General features: G+C 53.0%; 15 protein-coding genes. 3 read left to right on the plus strand and 12 right to left on the minus strand.

The window, feature by feature from the left end; translation table 11 throughout:
* Positions 1-19: 19 nt before the first annotated feature.
* The 9 genes from ACAW75_RS21410 to gcvP all read right to left on the minus strand — a co-directional run bounded on the left by ACAW75_RS21410 (position 20) and on the right by gcvP (position 9,699).
* On the minus strand, positions 20-484 hold the full coding sequence (locus tag ACAW75_RS21410) for an energy transducer TonB (RefSeq protein ID WP_370730797.1): 465 nt from the start codon (positions 482-484) through the stop codon (positions 20-22).
* Between the two features lie 44 nt (positions 485-528).
* Positions 529-1,353: a geranylgeranylglyceryl/heptaprenylglyceryl phosphate synthase gene (locus ACAW75_RS21415; protein WP_370730798.1), complete on the minus strand. Its 825-nt coding sequence runs from the start codon at positions 1,351-1,353 to the stop codon at positions 529-531.
* Positions 1,271-1,804, minus strand: a complete 534-nt coding sequence (locus ACAW75_RS21420) for a hypothetical protein (protein ID WP_370730799.1) — start codon at positions 1,802-1,804, stop codon at positions 1,271-1,273. Before ACAW75_RS21420 ends, ACAW75_RS21415 begins: the two co-directional genes overlap by 83 nt.
* A 73-nt stretch (positions 1,805-1,877) precedes the next feature.
* Positions 1,878-2,303, minus strand: coding sequence for a phage holin family protein (locus ACAW75_RS21425; RefSeq protein WP_370730800.1), 426 nt, complete (start codon positions 2,301-2,303; stop codon positions 1,878-1,880).
* A gap of 208 nt (positions 2,304-2,511) precedes the next feature.
* A complete protein-coding gene (locus ACAW75_RS21430) occupies positions 2,512-3,078 on the minus strand; it encodes an RNA polymerase sigma factor (protein ID WP_370730801.1) in 567 nt (188 codons plus the stop codon).
* A 229-nt stretch (positions 3,079-3,307) separates the two neighbouring features.
* Positions 3,308-5,242, minus strand: a complete 1,935-nt coding sequence (gene dxs / locus ACAW75_RS21435; RefSeq protein ID WP_370730831.1) for a 1-deoxy-D-xylulose-5-phosphate synthase — start codon at positions 5,240-5,242, stop codon at positions 3,308-3,310.
* A 273-nt stretch (positions 5,243-5,515) separates the two neighbouring features.
* Complete coding sequence (locus ACAW75_RS21440; RefSeq protein WP_370730802.1) at positions 5,516-5,989, minus strand: hypothetical protein; 474 nt, start codon at positions 5,987-5,989, stop codon at positions 5,516-5,518.
* 118 nt (positions 5,990-6,107) lie between these two features.
* Positions 6,108-6,674, minus strand: a complete 567-nt coding sequence (locus tag ACAW75_RS21445) for a hypothetical protein (protein WP_370730803.1) — start codon at positions 6,672-6,674, stop codon at positions 6,108-6,110.
* A gap of 127 nt (positions 6,675-6,801) precedes the next feature.
* Positions 6,802-9,699 (minus strand): aminomethyl-transferring glycine dehydrogenase, encoded by a 2,898-nt coding sequence (gene gcvP / locus ACAW75_RS21450; RefSeq protein ID WP_370730804.1) that lies wholly within the window; start codon positions 9,697-9,699, stop codon positions 6,802-6,804.
* A 473-nt stretch (positions 9,700-10,172) separates the two neighbouring features.
* Here gcvP and ACAW75_RS21455 point away from each other — a divergent pair, with 473 nt between their 5' ends.
* From ACAW75_RS21455 to ACAW75_RS21465, 3 genes are all read left to right on the plus strand, one after another.
* The gene (locus tag ACAW75_RS21455) at positions 10,173-11,522 is read left to right on the plus strand and encodes an FAD-binding protein (protein WP_370730805.1); all 1,350 of its coding nucleotides are present in this window, start codon (positions 10,173-10,175) and stop codon (positions 11,520-11,522) included.
* 369 nt (positions 11,523-11,891) lie between these two features.
* Positions 11,892-12,884 (plus strand): class I SAM-dependent methyltransferase, encoded by a 993-nt coding sequence (locus ACAW75_RS21460; protein ID WP_370730806.1) that lies wholly within the window; start codon positions 11,892-11,894, stop codon positions 12,882-12,884.
* Positions 12,885-13,039: 155 nt separating this feature from the next.
* Positions 13,040-14,068, plus strand: coding sequence for a glycosyltransferase family 2 protein (locus ACAW75_RS21465; protein WP_370730807.1), 1,029 nt, complete (start codon positions 13,040-13,042; stop codon positions 14,066-14,068).
* A 209-nt stretch (positions 14,069-14,277) separates the two neighbouring features.
* Here the strand turns inward: ACAW75_RS21465 and ACAW75_RS21470 are convergent, their stop codons facing one another.
* From ACAW75_RS21470 to ACAW75_RS21480, 3 genes are read right to left on the minus strand one after another with little or no spacing between them, the layout of a single operon-like run.
* Complete coding sequence (locus tag ACAW75_RS21470; RefSeq protein ID WP_370730808.1) at positions 14,278-15,489, minus strand: glycosyltransferase family 9 protein; 1,212 nt, start codon at positions 15,487-15,489, stop codon at positions 14,278-14,280.
* Entirely contained in the window at positions 15,489-16,256 is a 768-nt protein-coding gene (locus tag ACAW75_RS21475) for a glycosyltransferase family 2 protein (protein WP_370730809.1), read from the minus strand. The genes ACAW75_RS21470 and ACAW75_RS21475 overlap by 1 nt, the downstream gene beginning before the upstream one ends.
* Position 16,257: 1 nt before the next feature.
* Entirely contained in the window at positions 16,258-16,671 is a 414-nt protein-coding gene (locus ACAW75_RS21480) for a DUF2304 domain-containing protein (RefSeq protein WP_370730810.1), read from the minus strand.
* Between the last annotated feature and the right edge of the window lie 2 nt (positions 16,672-16,673).

The following is a 16,673-nucleotide window of genomic DNA, read 5'->3' on the forward strand; positions in this document are numbered from 1 at the left end:
ACGGAGCATTGGCCATTGATTAGTTGTCGACCTTAAGAGGAATAGTGTAGAGCATAGCAACTGCCTCGCCGCCCAGTTGAGCCGGAATCCAGTGGGGCATTTTTTCAATGGCCCGAATAATACTGATGCGGTATTCATCCATACCCTTTTCCGCTTCAGGAATAAGCACTGGCTGCGAATCAACGGTGATGTCGTATAACGTTCCGTCGGGAGCAACAATGAAGCGTACCTTGATGGGCCCGGTCTTGTAATGAATCCGATCCAGTGAATTCGGGAATTGAATGTTTTGTGCTAAAAACTGGAGCATGGCTTTCTGCCCGCCTGGAAATTGAGCCAGCTTTTCAACCGATGTGTAGAAACGGCCTGGGTACGTTCGGGCGGGCCGCTTTTGCGCCAGCACGGCTGATCCGGTTACGCTGATGAGTAGCGCCCAAAAAACGGCCCGGAAAAGGCCGGAAGAAAGAGGTAGAGAAAAGAAACGCATGTACAAAGAGAGTGCTTACTTGGGCGCTGAAGGCGCAACATACATCAGGCCTGAAAATCCTGAATAGGTTTCGTATTAAACGAAGAAACTGCCCCGGCAATTTCGGGCAGAAGATCTGGATTCTGTTCAATGCCGTTGCCAACAACAATCAGATCGGCGCCTGCCTGTAGGGCTTCGTAGGCTTTTTCGCCCGTGTTGATGCCGCCTCCCACGACAATCGGTGTATCAACTGCTTCCCGAACGGCTGAAATAAGCGCTGCCGGCACCGGTCGGCGGGCCCCGCTGCCTGCATCCAGGTACGTTAGCTGTAGCCCCAGTAGTTCACCGGCCATGGCCGTACAGGCAGCTACACCGGGTTTATCGTGCGGTAAGGGCACCGTATTGCTGATATAGGAAACGGTGGTCTGCGCCCCGCCGTCGACAAGCATATAGGCCGTGGAGACAATATCGAGGCCACTTCGTTTGAGGAGTGGCGCAGCGATAACGTGTTGCCCGATCAATAGGTCGGGATTTCGGCCGGAGATTAACGAAAGCAGTAGGAGCGAGTCGGCAGAAGGGTCAATATGCAGTGAATTACCAGGAAAAATGACAACAGGCGTGTCGGTCAGTTGCCGAATGCTGGCAATCATGTCGCGTTGTATGTAATCAGTAATCAGACTCCCGCCGACGAAAAAAAAGTCAGCCTGATGCGCGACGGCCAGACTGACAGTTTCGGTAAAATCGTATTGCCCGACCTTATCTGGGTCGAGCAACACAGCAAACGATTTCCGCCCCGATGCCTTGTGGCTATTCAGTATAGCTGACAGGCTGATTCGGGGCTTTTTCGTGGTAATTGGTATCAGCGGTTTGCGCTGTGGGGTTGATTGCATTATTTGTCCGGATTCGGGTCAGTAGACCGCTTATCTGCTCACGAGCGATGTTGGTTAATACCGACGTCAGTAAACCGCCAATTAAACCCGTTGCCGCCGCCGACTTTTGGGTTTCCTTAGCCTGCTGGCGAATGGCTTTGTGCGGTCTCGACCGATAGACCTCTTCGTCGTCGTCATCGTCATCATCCTCCTCTGCATAATCCCTGTCAGCTGGTTCGCCATACTTTTCAGCGTAGCGATATGCATCCGACTTAGGCAGTATCAGGTTCGCCAACAAAAATACACCTAAAGCTACACCTGCCACCAACGCTGTCGTTTTTCCAACTTCGGAAGCATCCGTTTTGAGTGAATCGACACTGTCCTGGATCGAGGATTTGAACCGTTCGGTAGCCTCCATTAACTGAGCACGGCGTGCAGTAGTATCGGCAAAAGGTATTTTAGGGTCTTCCATGAGTTTAATAGGCTAAAAATAAACGAAAAAAGTTGAGTATACTGATTTTTAGGTTAGATAGCCACCGAACGGGTCATTGCAAGTACTGACCGCTTTCATTCAGTGATTTTGAGGTTTGTGCCATCAGGTCCTGAACTGCCTGCGACTTGTCGGACGCTTTTTTCTCCTGGCTTTCTTTTAAAGACTTGTAGGCAATTTTACGGATGATACCGATCATTGAGGGCTTCGAAATGGCCCAGATGATGGTCAGCACCAGGAACAAGGCGGCTACGATCAGAAAACCAACATACCGGCTGTCTGTCGCTTCGTTGATCCAGGCAGCCAACAGAATGAATAAAAAGATGGTGGTGATTGTGGCCAAAAAGCCTAAAATCACTCCGTGAACTGCCGTCACGGCTCCTTCTTCTACCTTGCCTCTGGTTTCGAGCGTAAACAACTCGATACGGGCTTCGATGTAGCGAAATATATTTTCGCGAATTTCTTCCAGACGTTCTAACATGACATGGGGTGTTCTTAGTCTATATACCTGTTAGTACTAGACAAAAAATGACCCACATTGTTTAGAAGTCAAGAGGGTATGCCCCCGGATTTACGTAAAGGGTTGGTTGCCAGTAGGCTGCTGAGCAGGAAATATAGGATTGCTCAGCGAGCGCAGCCTGTACGATGTTCCTGTCTGGAACAGAAATGTAGAGAAAAAGCGACAGTGCTCAGCGATTGAACAACTGCTTCAGCTCCTGCAAGGCGGATCGAATGCGTGTTTTAACGGTGCCGAGCGGCAAATCAAGTTCTTCTGCGGCTTCTTCGTGGGTGTACCCGTTGAAGTAAACCAGGTCAATGAGCTGCTTGCGCTCAGGACGTAATTTGTCGACCACTTCTTTCAGGCCAATAAAATCAGTATTCTCCGGTGCTACTGCGTACTGACGGTCCACGGTGTAGGTGCCCTCGTCATCCGTCGAGATGGTTTGTGCCGAAGCGGGCCGGCTCATGGCCTTACCCGAACGAATGCTGTCAATAGCCGTGTTTCGGGCAATATTCAGCATCCAGGTGAACAGGCGCCCTTTTTGGGTGTCGTAACTACTTAGATTATTCCAGATCTTCACAAACACATCCTGCATTAAATCCTGCGCTTGTTCTTCTTCCTTAACGATCTTCAGTAGCACACCATACAGCGCCGCTGAATAGTGTTCATACAGCCACTGGAACGCTTTATCATCGCGTTTAAGTAGCTGGTCGACAAGGACGGTTTCGTCAGAAAGAGGCGAGCTGCGTTTCAAGTCAGGCGTTTGTTTTGAAATCAAATATACAGGCTTAGTTGAGGAAAAGTGCAACGAGTTCATCGGATGTTGAGTCGGCACAACCTCTTGTGCGTGTGGTATATGTCTTAACTCGCAATCTACCTACTATTGTTTAGCCTGTGAACGGTAAATGTATCTGTCGGTAACAAATGAAAAAAGGATAGACTGTTCTATCTATCCTTTTCAGGAAAAAGGTATACAATCTGATCTAAACACGTACCTGAGCGCTTGTGAAGCTCAATTCACGCACGGCGTCGGCAATACCATCGGGGTCGAAACCACATTCGTGGTGTAGTTCGAGCTGCTCGCCATGTTCCACAATAGCGTCGGGAATGCCCAGGCGTTTTACGCGGGCCATATAGCCGTGGTTGGCCATAAATTCGAGTACGGCTGAACCAAAACCACCCATCAAACAGCCATCTTCGACCGTCAATACCTTATCGAACCGGCGAAAGATCTGGTGTAGCATGGCTTCGTCGAGGGGTTTGGCGTAGCGCATATCGACATGAGCGGGGCGGATACCCTCTTTCGCCAGTTGCTTCATGGCCGTTATGGCGTAGTTGCCAATATGACCCAGCGTTAGGATCGCTACCTCTTCGCCGTCCTGTACCAGCCGTGCCTTGCCAATGGGTAATTCCTCCAGTGGCGTTTTCCAGTTGGGCATCACGCCTTCACCACGCGGGTAACGAATGGTATACGCCTGTTTGCCTTTTTGCACGGTGTCAGATGCAGCCGTAAACATCATGTTGCGCAGTTCCTGTTCGTTCATGGGCGCGGCCACGATCATGTTGGGAATGCAGCGCATGAAGGCAATATCATAGGCGCCGTGGTGCGTGGGGCCATCAGCACCGGCGAAACCGGCCCGGTCGAGGCAGAAGATCACGGGGAGCTCCTGAATGCAGACATCGTGGATGACCTGGTCATAGGCCCGCTGCATGAACGTGGAGTAGATGTTGCAGAACACCACCTCGCCCCGCGTAGCCATACCGGCCGAGAAGGTCACGGCATGCTGTTCGGCAATGCCCACATCGAACGCCCGTGTTGGCATGGCTTTCATCATGATGTTCATCGATGAGCCCGACGGCATGGCAGGCGTAACGCCCACGATGCGCGGATTCTGCTCGGCCAGTTCAACCAGCGTATTGCCAAACACGTCCTGGTACTTGGGGGCCTGTGGCGTGGTAAACGTCTTTTTCTTGATCTCGCCGGTCAGCTTGTCGAACAGGCCGGGCGCGTGCCATTTGGTCTGGTCTTTCTCGGCCGGCCCGTAGCCTTTGCCTTTAACCGTCAGTACATGAAGGATTTTCGGACCGGGAATGGTTTTCAGGTCGGCCAATACATCGGCCAAACGGTCAACATCGTGACCGTCGATAGGCCCGAAATAACGCAGGTTCAGCGACTCGAACAGGTTGCTCTGCGACAGCACCGACGATTTGATGGCCGTTTCTACCTTCGAGACAATCTCCTGCGCCGACTTACCAAAATTGCTGAACTTACCCAGCAGGTTCCAGACTTCGTCTTTGACCTTGTTGTAGGTGGGCGAGGTCGTAATGTCGGTCAGGTATTCGCGCAGGGCACCCACATTGGGGTCAATGCTCATGCAGTTATCGTTCAGCACAATGAGCAGGTTGGCATCGGTGGCACCGGCGTGGTTCATGCCTTCAAAAGCCAGCCCGGCGGTCATGGAACCATCGCCAATAACGGCAATATGATTGCGCGTGAGGTTACCCTGCAACTGCGAGGCGATGGCCATACCGAGCGCTGCCGAAATAGAAGTTGATGAGTGGCCAACGCCGAAGGCATCATACGCACTTTCTTTCCGTTTCGGAAAACCCGACAGACCGCCGTAGAACCGGTTTGTATGGAAATTTTCACGCCGCCCGGTCAGAATTTTATGGCCATATGCCTGATGCCCCACGTCCCAGATGAGTTGATCGTCGGGCGTATTAAACACGTAATGCAACGCTGTTGTCAGCTCAACTACACCCAGGCTTGATCCGAAATGGCCTCCGTAGATCGACACCACGTCAATGATATATTGGCGTAGTTCGTCGCAGAGTTGGGGTAAGCTTGATTTAGGTAGTTTACGCAGGTCTTCGGGAGTGCGAATGGTCGCTAACAGGTTGCCGGGGGTGATCAGCATGATATACTGCGTGAAGTGATAAATGTCGGTTGTAAACAAATCAGCAGAAGGTAATGTTTCTGCCAATCCCCGCGCTTGACAGACAACGGGTTACACAAGCCTGCAAAAATACACCAATACTAGGACAAAACGAATATGGTAACTCCTGGACTGCCGGCGTAATTGTACTAAAGGAACACGTACGTACTATCGGTTCGATTAGTTCTGGCCCAATACGCCCGAGCTACCAATTTGGCAACCGGCACTTCGAGCGTATTGGTTGAACAAAACAGGCTATTCGCCAAACAGTTGACCCCAGACAGCTTTGGCCTTTTCTTTAGCCGCTTCAACCTGATGCGCCGCTTCGGCTTTCAGTTCATCCAGTTTAGCCTGTGCCGCTTCTAACTGCACGGCGGCTTCGGCCCGAACATCATCGAATTTATCTTCGGCAATGTCAGACAGCTCGTCGGCTTTGGCGGCCGCCGTTGCGTACGCCGATTCGGCCTGCGCCTGCAGGTTGGTGAGTGTTTCGGCCGTGGTTGCTTTCACGGTCTCGACGTGTTGAGCCGCCTTTGCCTTCAGGTCATCAAAGTCTACCTGTTTTCCCAGTTCCTGCGCTTTGGCAACCAGCTGGTCTTTCAGTTCGTCCAGCTGGGTGGCAGCGGCGTTCAACTGCTCGCCAGCCTCTGTTTTGAATGCATCTAATTTTTCGGCAGCAGCGACTTTAGTAGCCTGAATCTGCTCGGTAGCGGTGGTTTTATTCTCCATTGTTTCTGGATTACAGTTTACAGTTTTCTGTTTGCAGTTTTCTGCTGCGCTGCCAAGTTACAGCCTTCAATGTCAGCAACGCAACTGCAAACAGAAAACAGCACACTGTACACTCGTTTCATCCCAGCCTTCTGGTAATCAACGTACCTACGGCTTCGATCAGGTTCATCGGTTTCAGCGTGCGCCAGTTGGGCAGGTGCAACGTGCCGCCGAAATTGATATAATAATCGAGGTGATATCGTTTCCATTCCTGCTCGACGAACTCAGGGAAGTTGATGGCCACAATCCAGCCGTCTTCTACATCCTCGAACCACTCTTCGTAGTAACTATCGTCGGAGCCGTGGAAATTGAGCACATTTTCGCCAATGAGCAGGAAGTATCTGACGCCTTCTTTCACCAGCGGGTCAATGACCTGCCGTTTCAGGTGCATGATATCATTGTGCAGCGTGTCGTTCCATTCGCCAAACAATTCAATGACTACGGCCCGACGGTCGTAGTTGGCGTACAGAATCTTACAGTATAGGGTTTCGGAGCCGATTTCGTCCCAAAACGGGTGGATGTAATAGCCGTAAATGTCGTTCTCGTACTGGGTCGTATTATAGGTCCGCTCGTAGAAAGGCGACTGCGGGTCGTCGGATGCGGCATAGTACTTCTCCCAGCCATAGAAAGGCTCAATGTCTTGCATAACGTGGGGTTAAAATAGTTTCAGGTTTCAAGTGTCATGTTTCAAGTGCGTTGCTGATTGTTCATTTAGTTGAATCAGCAACGCACTTGAAACATGACACTTGAAACCTGAAACGTCAAACTTAGTTTTACGCCGGTGAAACCACGTCGGAGGGGACCATGTGGGTTTCAGCCGTCACGTCGGCGTAGGCGTCGGTAGGTACGCATGAGCAAACCAGATTCCGGTCGCCGTAGGCCGAATCGATCCGGCTTACGCTTGGCCAGAATTTGCGGGCGCGCACGTAGGGCAACGGGAAAACGGCTTTCTCGCGGGTGTATGGCCGGTGCCAGTCGTCGGCCAGCGCAACAATGGCGGTGTGCGGCGCATATTTGAGCACGTTCTCCGCCTTGTCGGCCTGGCCGCTTTCGATCTCGCGAATCTCGTTCCGGATGGCGATCATGGCATCGCAGAACCGGTCCAGCTCCGCTTTCGACTCTGATTCCGTAGGCTCGATCATCATCGTACCCGCTACCGGAAATGACACGGTTGGCGCGTGGAACCCGTAATCCATCAGGCGTTTGGCGATGTCTTCTACTTCGATGCCGGAAGCCTGTTTCAAGGGCCGGCAGTCGATGATCATCTCGTGGGCCGCACGGCCGTTAATGCCCGCATAAAGCGTTTCGAAATGCCCGTCCAGCCGCGACTTGATATAATTGGCGTTCAGAATGGCCCGCTTGGTGGCATTGGTCAGCCCTTCGCCACCCATCATGGCAATGTAGGCATAGGAAATGGTCAGGATACTGGCCGATCCGTAAGGCGCTGCCGATACGGCACCTGAGCCTTTGCCCGGCAGGAAAGGCACCAGTTGTTTGGCTACGCCGATTGGCCCCATGCCAGGACCGCCCCCGCCATGCGGAATGCAGAAGGTCTTATGCAGGTTCAGGTGGCAAACGTCGGCACCAATCGTGGCGGGGGAGGTCAGCCCTACCTGCGCGTTCATGTTGGCCCCGTCCATGTACACCTGTCCGCCAAACTGGTGGATCGTATCGCAGATGTCGATGATGCTTTCTTCAAACACACCGTGGGTACTTGGGTACGTTACCATCAGGCACGACAGGTTGGCGGCGTACTGTTCGGCTTTGGCTTTCAGGTCAGGTACGTCGATGTTGCCGCGCTCATCGCATTTCACGATCACCACTTTCATGCCAGCCATAACGGCGCTGGCCGGGTTGGTGCCGTGCGCCGATTGCGGGATCAACGACACGTTGCGGTGCGTGTCGCCCCGGCTTTCGTGGTACGCCCGAATCACCATCAGGCCTGCATATTCACCCTGGGCACCCGAGTTGGGTTGCAGCGACATGGCCGCGAAGCCCGTAATCTCACACAGCCAGGCGTTCAGGTCGTTGAAAAGCTGCTGATACCCGGCTGTCTGCTCTTTCGGGGCAAAGGGGTGCATCTTGCCAAACTCAGGCCAGGTCACCGGAATCATCTCGGCGGTGGCGTTGAGTTTCATGGTGCAGCTGCCCAGTGAAATCATCGAATGCACCAGCGAGAGGTCTTTTTCTTCCAGCGACTTCAGGTACCGAAGCATTTCGTGCTCGGTGTGGTGCGTGTTGAAGACAGGATGCGTCAGGTAATCTGACTGACGGACCAGCCGCTCGGGCCAGGTCAGCTCCAGGCTGTCGATCATACCGGTGAGATCGTCTTCGCTCACCTGAATGCCAAACACGTCGAGCAGGATCTTCAGGTCGTCGAGCGTCTTGGCTTCGTCGAATGAGATGGTCACCAACTCATCATTGGCCTGGTACCGGAGATTGACCTGTGCTGCACGCGCCGATTTTTTCAACGACTCGATATCATCGACCCGAAGCGTGATGGTATCAAAATAAGTTTCGGAAAGCACCTCATAGCCGCTCCGGCGAGCCGCTTTGGCAAACAAACGAGCGAGGCCATGGGTACGTTCGGCAATTTCGCGGAGGCGCTGCGGACCGTGATAAACGGCGTAACTACCCGCCATGACCGCCAGCAGAACCTGCGCGGTGCAAATGTTCGACGTAGCTTTTTCGCGGCGGATGTGCTGCTCGCGGGTTTGCAGGGCCATCCGTAGCGCGGGGTTGCCCTGCGCATCAACCGACATGCCGATGATACGCCCCGGAATATGCCGTTTAAAGGCGTCTTTTGTGGCGAAGTAGGCGGCATGTGGCCCACCAAAGCCCATTGGCACGCCAAAGCGTTGCGCGGACCCAACCACCACGTCGGCTCCCATTTCGCCGGGAGGCGTCAGCATTGTCAGGGCCATCAGATCGGCGGCAGCAGCGATGTGGATGCCTAGTTCGTGGGCAGCGGAGATCAGATCTGTATAGTCGAACACCTCCCCATCGGTGGCGGGGTATTGAAGCAGCATGGCGAAGATGGCGCCCGACGTCAGGTCGGCCATCCGGTGGTCACCCACCACAACGCGAATGTTCAGCGGCGTAGCACGGGTACGTACTACCTCAATCGTTTGCGGGTGGCAACGGTCTGATACAAAGAACGTTTCGGCGTTTTTCCGGGCGGCCGGACGCAGGCTGTGCAGCATGGTCATAGCTTCGGCGGCGGCCGTGGCTTCATCGAGCAGCGAGGCGTTGGCGATGGGCATGCCGGTCAGATCGCAAACCACCGTCTGAAAATTCAACAGGGCTTCAAGACGGCCCTGCGCAATTTCGGCCTGGTAGGGCGTATAGGCGGTATACCAGGCTGGGTTCTCCAGAATGTTGCGGAGAATCACGTTCGGCGTCAGTGTATCGTAGTACCCCTGACCGATGTATGATGTGAAAACTTTGTTCTGTTGCGCCAGTTTCCTGAAATCGCTCAAAAACTCATGTTCGCCTTTCGGCGCTGGCAAATCAAGTGGGCGCGGGAGCCGGATAGTGGCCGGAACCGTCTGGTCAATGAGTTCGTCGATGGTATCAACACCCACGGCCTCGAGCATCTGGTTGAACTCCTGATCAAGTTGACCGTTATGACGGTCTTCAAAACGGTCTGTTTGGTGAAGCGTTACTTTCATAAAGTGGTTGACTCGTACGGCTTTATTTCGGAACCCAAAGTTACGCCAAATCGTGCCGAGTCACACTTTGAGAAAAAAGTCTGAAAAATTTAAATCCGAACGGTGAGGCATTGACGTACATATGTCGTCTAGGTCATATCGTAAGGAGATCATTTAATAAAGACTACGTTTGAAATGAGTCTCTAAGCCGTATCCAGCCTATCCACTTTGGTGCCGAAACACGTGAGTGGACTGTCATTACAACTTATCCAACTATGATTTGTAAAAGCGCTCTGATCGGCTGATCAGGGCGCTTTTTTTAATAGCTTGTTGTAGTAGGTACGTCTCCTGTATGTTGATCGCCTGAAGCTGGCCGTGTCGCTGAGGTCACTGCTCCATTTTCGGCCGTAATTAAGTTCTGTCATCGTCGCGCTTTCCTGGGTTAGGTGGTATCTTTCCACCTCCTTCCCTTACCGTACCTATACGTTTGACCGATGAAGCGCAACGAATTCCTGAAAACGTCATCTATGCTGATGGCTGGCAGCATGTTATCTCCTTTACTCTCCTGCGATGGGCAGGCAAAAAACGTCCGCCGGAACTGGGCGGGTAACTACCAGTATCAGGCCCCCGAATACTATGAGCCGAAGACGGTCGACGAACTCCTAACGGTAATGAAGCGGGCGGGCAAGCGAAAAGCGCTCGGTTCGTGCCATTGCTTCAACGACATCGCCGACAGCCCGTTGAGCCAGATCTCGACGAAACACTTCAACAAACTGCTGTCTATTGATGAGCAGGCCATGACGGTAACTGTCGAGGCAGGAGCCCGCTACGGCCAGTTTGCCCCCGAACTCGACAAAAAAGGGTATGCGCTGCACAATCTGGCCTCATTGCCGCACATTTCGGTGGCGGGAGCCTGCGCCACGGCTACCCACGGTTCGGGTGTGAAAAATGGAAACCTGTCGTCGGCAGTGGCGGGAATGGAACTGATTACGGCTAAGGGCGAGGTGATCAACTTAACGCGCAACAACGATGCACAACTGTTCAACGGGGCGGTGGTTGGTCTGGGCGCGTTGGGGATCATTACGAAAATGACCCTCGATATTCAGAAGACTTACCAGGTACGTCAGGATCTGTTTCAGGATTTACCCTTACAGTCGTTGCTCGATCATTTCGACGCGATTCTGGCGAGCGGCTACAGTGTAAGCCTGTTTACCGACTGGCAGGATAAGAAGATCAGCCAGGTTTGGGTAAAACGTCGGGTCGAAGCCGATACGAAGTCGATGGGGCCAGACCTTTTCGGGGCGAAAGCAGCCACAAAGAACCTGCACCCGATCACGAAACTGTCGGCCGAGAACTGTACCGAGCAGATGGGCGTGCCTGGCCCCTGGTATGAGCGGTTGCCGCATTTCAAGATGGGTTTCACACCCAGCAGCGGCGAAGAGCTCCAGTCGGAATATTTCGTACCGAAGATGCATGCCGTTGAAGCGTTTCAGGCGCTGGAGAAAATGGGGAATATCATTTATCCACAGCTGATGATCTCCGAGATCCGCACCATTGCTGCCGATAGCTTCTGGATGAGCCCCTGCCGAAATCAGGATTCAGTGGCGTTTCACTTCACCTGGAAACAGAACTGGGAGGAGGTTCAAAAGATACTGCCGCAGATTGAGGCCGAACTGGCTCCGTTCAATGCCCGGCCGCACTGGGGTAAACTGTTCAAAGTAGATCCGAAAGTACTAAAAGAGCGGTACGAGATGCTGCCTGAGTTTCTGCAACTGGCGCGTATGTATGATCCGCAAGGCAACTTCCGCAACAAATTTCTGGACCTGAACGTCTACGTCCGGTAGCCAGATAGCCTGAAAGGCGTTCAACAAGCTCCTTTCAGGCTATCTGGTGTGACCTAATGGCCACTCAGTGCAAAACCTCAGGTGGGCACTCACAAAGCATGGCAAGAAAATACACGGATGAGGAGTGGTATCTTTTTGACAGGAATCATGGGGCTTATTTAAAAGCCTGGAAGTGAGGCTTGATGGCAAGTATATGTGTGAAAGATGTATTTGGTGAGTAGGGACACATATGTGGTTAATGGCACGAAAATTGGGGAGGGCCTATCAATCGCCAGCTACAGCTTGTCGTGCTTCAGCGAGATTGTCTTAACTTGCCTGATCTAACCCATAGCGTTATCGCCATCGTGTTCATTGAACACGTTCGTTTGTATGCCCGCCACTATTTGTCCAATCTGTGAAAATTCGCAGCCCAAAGCTTCAAAACGACTCGAGGGGTATCAACAGGGCGTTTTTTTCGATGTATTATTCTGTCCGGGCTGCGATACCGCTTATGTTGCCGACCGCACCAGCCACGACAAAATTTACGATCTCATCTATGCGAACGCTGATGTAGTTGGGGGGTACTGCCGCTATCAGCAGTTTCACGATCAGATAAAAAAGCAGGCCCGGCCGTTACAGTACCTGGCTGAACAGGAAGGTATCTACTGGACAATTCTGAAGAGTATTCAGGATCAGCTTATTGTACAGACAGATCGAATTCTGGAAGTAGGCTGTGGACTGGGCTATTTAACGTACGCACTCCGTCAGGAAGGGTATCTGGCTACTGGCATCGATATTTCGCCCGAAGCCATTAGCAATGCAACAGCCTGCTATGGTCCCTATTACCGGGCCGAAAATATTATTGGTTTGAGTGGCCGCAGTCAGGAACGCTACGACGTTATCATTATGACCGAGCTTATTGAACACCTGGAAGATCCACTGCTGTTTCTAAGCGAGGTTCGGCAGTTACTGGCACCTAACGGCAAATTGCTGATAACGACCCCGAATAAGTCTTTTTTACATAAAAACCGGGAGACCTGGCAGTCAGACCTGCCGCCCGTTCATTTCTGGTGGTTTTCAGAACAGTCGGTTCAGCCCATTGCCCGGCGATTAAACATGCAGTATCAGCTACTGGATTTCTCTGATTACAATCGCAAAACCGGTAATTACGCGCTAGTGATTAATGACGCGCTTCAGCCACGGGTTCCCACCTTCGACCCAACGGGTAATGTGCTTAATCCGGTTGAAAAGCCCGGGGTGCTTATGCGCTTTATGCTACAGGCGTTGCGTGTGGTAAAGCGAGGTCTGCTACCGTTTCTGAACCGGGATACGCGTCAAAGTCAGACGCTGGCTTTCATTCTCACAAACGACGCCGTCAGGTAAGGGTTTACACTAAAGCAATCGCTCGGGAAGGTCTACACCACTGTGTTGAATGGCAATACCCGGCAACTTACGCAGGATTGTATCAGGAGGTTGCTCGCAGTGGCTACCCAACACATCGTTGGTGCAGGCAAGTGGCGAGCGTGAGTTACGAACGAATGAGTAGCGAAGAGTCCGCCTTAGTTAGCCACGTTGCACCGTCGGCACCATTGGTATGTGCCGTTGTGCTCAATTACGGTACCTGGCAGTATAGTCAGGATTGTATCGCCAGTTTGGTGGCCATGAATTATCCGGCCCTTGTCATTGCCCTGGTCGATAACTGCTCACCCAACGAATCGGTGAAACACCTGGCCGATTACCTGAACTCACACCAGGGGAACCAACCGCTCGTGTATATACTGGATACAGCTGTACGTACCTATACGTTGGGTAATGCGGAGGTAGCACTTATCGAGTCAGCGACAAACGACGGCTACGCCGCTGGTATAAACGTTGGACTACGCTGGGGTCTGGAACAAACAGAGGCTGCTTACTTCTGGGTGCTCAATAATGACACAACTTTCCATGTCGATGCTCTTGGGGCGCTGATCCGTCAGTACAGCCAGACCACAGCTACACAGCAGGGAATTATGGGCTCTGTGCTGATGCACTACGATAAACCGACGGTGGTACAGGCTATTGGTGGCCGGCATATTCCCTGGCTAGGCATTTCGGCGCCGGTGGGCGAAGGGTTACCCGCTGCTACGGCTGCGTTGAGTAAGCTATTGCCCGATGTGAATTATATAATCGGTGCCGCCTGTTTGTTAAGTCGGCAGACGCTGCTTCGGGTTGGGTTCATGCCCGACGATTATTTTCTGTACTATGAAGATACCGCCTGGTCACTGGAGGCCGAGCGGCGTGGATTTGCGAACACGTGCTGCCTTGGTAGCCTGGTTTATCACCGCGAAGGAGGGAGTACACGGGCCACTGCCGGCCGCTTATCGGTGAGGGGTGAGTATTATTTTGCGCGTAATAAAATCCGCTTCACGAGGCGCTACTTCCCACACTACGTACCATTCATGATCCTAAGTGCCATAACGGCTATAGTGATGAGAGCCTGGGCTGGTAATTTTACGGCGGTAAAAACGATTGGCTCGGCTACCTGGAATGAATTGATACACCGAAAAAAGCAGGCTGCTGTAGACTAGCAGCCTGCTTTTTGCATGTCGGTCAGTCATTGCTGCAAAGGTCTCTCCATTGCCCACAGCCAGCGGATTTGTTAACGTCTTGTCAGACTGGCTTCAGGATGGATGGCGTCACCGAGCCACCCCTGAGCGGCCTTTACAATTTTTTTGCCAGTCAGGAAGGTAGCAAGGCGGCCGTTTCAACTAGATCTAAGTCGCTCCTGCTTCATTCGTTAACCCGCCTTTTGAGCCAATAGCAGGTCTAGCTGCTCAATGACTCGTTCGGCAGAAACGTCGGTGATGGCAAAGGGTGATTCAGGGTTGAACTGGGCGGCAATGGCGGTGAGATCGGCGCGGTGCTGCTCAATATAAGGCGGATAGATGTGCCGGATTGGTGCCTTGAGCGTAGCCGGGTAAGGATGCCAGCGCACCAGCGATTTCCCCTGCGAAATAACGATGGTAGGCGTATGCAGTGCGGCGGCCAGGTGCACAGTGCCCGTTTCGTTGGAAATGAGCAGATCGGCACGGCGCAGAATGGCCAGTAACTCCAGCAGAGAGAGCTTGGCCGTCAGGTTTTGTACCCAGTCGGGTTGGGGCAACTGTTCCAGCAAGGCATCAGCATACACGTCTTCGCCAGGGGCGCCCGTGAGCAGAATTGTGTGGCCGGGATAATGCGTGTGCAGGTGCTGCACCACTGCCGCAAATCGGTTGGCAGGCCAAACCCGAAACGCCTGCCCAGCCCCCAATGACAGCACTACGCTCGGAACGGGGGTTGCCACCGCCGGTAGCCGGCGAGGGTCGATGTGAGGCGGCAGAATGGGTACGTCGATTTGCAGGAAGGCGCTGATAATCTGCTGGTTACGGATTAGTTCAAACACATAGCCAGCTTGCGTGGGCAACAGGCGCGTGTACTGCCGGTTTCCCCAGCCCACTTCCCAGCGCGTCAGGTTGATGCCGTCGCCAATGCACCCGATGCGTTCGGGTGCATTGGTGGCCCGGGCCAGGAAATCGTCGAGAACCAGCACCCGGCTATAGGTGGGGCAGAAGACGGTTTCGGCCCCTAACTGCCGTAGTTGCTGCACCACGTTGAACCGATAGGCCAGGTTGGTACTCAGTTTATAGATGTCTACCCAGATAAATTCGTCAACAATATCGGCGTCTAACTGATGTGCCAACCCGCGAAATGTCTGATTGCCCACCAGCGTCAGGCGATGGGTGCGGTAGGCCGACTGCGTTTTGAGGTAGCGGAGGTAGCCCCGGAAAGCCAGGTAATCACCCAGCACATCGAAGCGGAGAACGACCAGCGATCTGGATTGACCGGCTGTCCGTTTTGCCAGCAGCATAGCCAGCCGGTCGGTTAGCCAAAGCAGTGCATCAATGCCAGCCAGCACCGGAGCCAGCCAGGGCGACGTTTTCAGGAGCCGGATAACGGTTTTAAGATCCATTATTCTTTCATTACCCGGTATGCGCCCGTAATAAGTTGGTTGTGCAGGGTATGCAGGCTACGCACGAGTGGCGAGGTCATATGCCGACGCAGCGTCGCGTTGTCTTCCTGAAACTGAGCTACATATTGGCTACCTCCTTTTGAGGCCTGATGAATGCGGAAGGCAGAAAAGAGTTGGCCGCTAACGACCGGTGCCTGCTGCTGTGCCAGCCGGAGCCACCAGTCATAATCCATCGTGTAACGAAGGTCTTCGCGCAGGTAACCAAGTTGCGCATGAGCCGTTCGTCGCCAGAAGGTGGAGGGTTGGCAAACGGCGTTGGTGAGGCCCAGAAAAGCAGCGGGCGACAGCGACCGAAGCAGCCGTTTATATTGCCGAATCGGCTCCTGAATGACCTGACCCGTTTGATCCACAATCTGGCAATCGCCTGTAAGCCAGAGGCTATTGGCGTTGGCTGCGAAGAACGTACCCACAGCCTGCAACGTACCTGGCAGAAAATAATCGTCGGAATTAAGCCAGCAAACAATATCGCCTGTTGCCATGCGCAGCCCTTTGTTGATGGCATCTGTCTGGCCCCGGTCACGCTCGGAAATGAACGTCAGCCGGTCACGGTAGGGGGCCACTACGCCGGCGGTATCGTCGGTCGATGCCCCGTCGAGAACCAGGTATTGCAGGTTCGGATAACCTTGCCCCAACACTGAATCAATGGTTTGACGGATGAACTGTCCCTGATTGTAGGAGGGCGTAATGACGGTAATTGCAGGGAGCATCTTATACAGCTGATTCAGCCGGCTCTACTTCAGACTTCGTCGGCTTGGTGGGCGAAATAAGTTGCTGCTGCCGGTCCAGTTCAAGTTTCATATAAGCCATCTCGTGCGTCAGCATTTTTATCTGGTTTTGTAGCTTGGAGTTCACCACCGAGAGATGTACCAGAAACACGATAATGGCAAAAATGGCCGCCAGAAAGATCAGCGAGGGCGGATAGTACACGCCCAGCCAGAGCGAGATCTGCTCAAGCCCTTTCCGCCAGATCGAAAACACGATCAGAATCAGCGTGCAGAGAATCCAGACGATGGAATACTCTTCCCGCAGCCGCCCCTGAATGATGAGCCGGAAGATCATGATCATGAAGATCGACGCCCCCACGATGCTAACAAGCTGAATGATAAACGATAGGCCTTCCATTT

It is taken from the genome of Fibrella arboris (assembly GCF_041321095.1).
In the GTDB taxonomy this organism is placed as follows: Bacteria; Bacteroidota; Bacteroidia; order Cytophagales; family Spirosomataceae; genus Fibrella; species Fibrella arboris.

What these genes read in the sequence shown, in the direction of transcription:
- ACAW75_RS21410 (WP_370730797.1), bottom strand. Translation starts at nt 484, where the DNA reads ATGCGTTTCTTTTCTCTACCTCTTTCTTCCGGCCTTTTCCGGGCCGTT.
- ACAW75_RS21415 (WP_370730798.1), bottom strand. Translation starts at nt 1,353, where the DNA reads ATGCAATCAACCCCACAGCGCAAACCGCTGATACCAATTACCACGAAA.
- ACAW75_RS21420 (WP_370730799.1), bottom strand. Translation starts at nt 1,804, where the DNA reads ATGGAAGACCCTAAAATACCTTTTGCCGATACTACTGCACGCCGTGCT.
- ACAW75_RS21425 (WP_370730800.1), bottom strand. Translation starts at nt 2,303, where the DNA reads ATGTTAGAACGTCTGGAAGAAATTCGCGAAAATATATTTCGCTACATC.
- dxs (WP_370730831.1), bottom strand. Translation starts at nt 5,242, where the DNA reads ATGCTGATCACCCCCGGCAACCTGTTAGCGACCATTCGCACTCCCGAA.
- ACAW75_RS21440 (WP_370730802.1), bottom strand. Translation starts at nt 5,989, where the DNA reads ATGGAGAATAAAACCACCGCTACCGAGCAGATTCAGGCTACTAAAGTC.
- ACAW75_RS21445 (WP_370730803.1), bottom strand. Translation starts at nt 6,674, where the DNA reads ATGCAAGACATTGAGCCTTTCTATGGCTGGGAGAAGTACTATGCCGCA.
- gcvP (WP_370730804.1), bottom strand. Translation starts at nt 9,699, where the DNA reads ATGAAAGTAACGCTTCACCAAACAGACCGTTTTGAAGACCGTCATAAC.
- ACAW75_RS21455 (WP_370730805.1), top strand. Translation starts at nt 10,173, where the DNA reads ATGAAGCGCAACGAATTCCTGAAAACGTCATCTATGCTGATGGCTGGC.
- ACAW75_RS21460 (WP_370730806.1), top strand. Translation starts at nt 11,892, where the DNA reads ATGCCCGCCACTATTTGTCCAATCTGTGAAAATTCGCAGCCCAAAGCT.
- ACAW75_RS21465 (WP_370730807.1), top strand. Translation starts at nt 13,040, where the DNA reads ATGAGTAGCGAAGAGTCCGCCTTAGTTAGCCACGTTGCACCGTCGGCA.
- ACAW75_RS21470 (WP_370730808.1), bottom strand. Translation starts at nt 15,489, where the DNA reads ATGGATCTTAAAACCGTTATCCGGCTCCTGAAAACGTCGCCCTGGCTG.
- ACAW75_RS21475 (WP_370730809.1), bottom strand. Translation starts at nt 16,256, where the DNA reads ATGCTCCCTGCAATTACCGTCATTACGCCCTCCTACAATCAGGGACAG.
- ACAW75_RS21480 (WP_370730810.1), bottom strand. Translation starts at nt 16,671, where the DNA reads ATGGAAGGCCTATCGTTTATCATTCAGCTTGTTAGCATCGTGGGGGCG.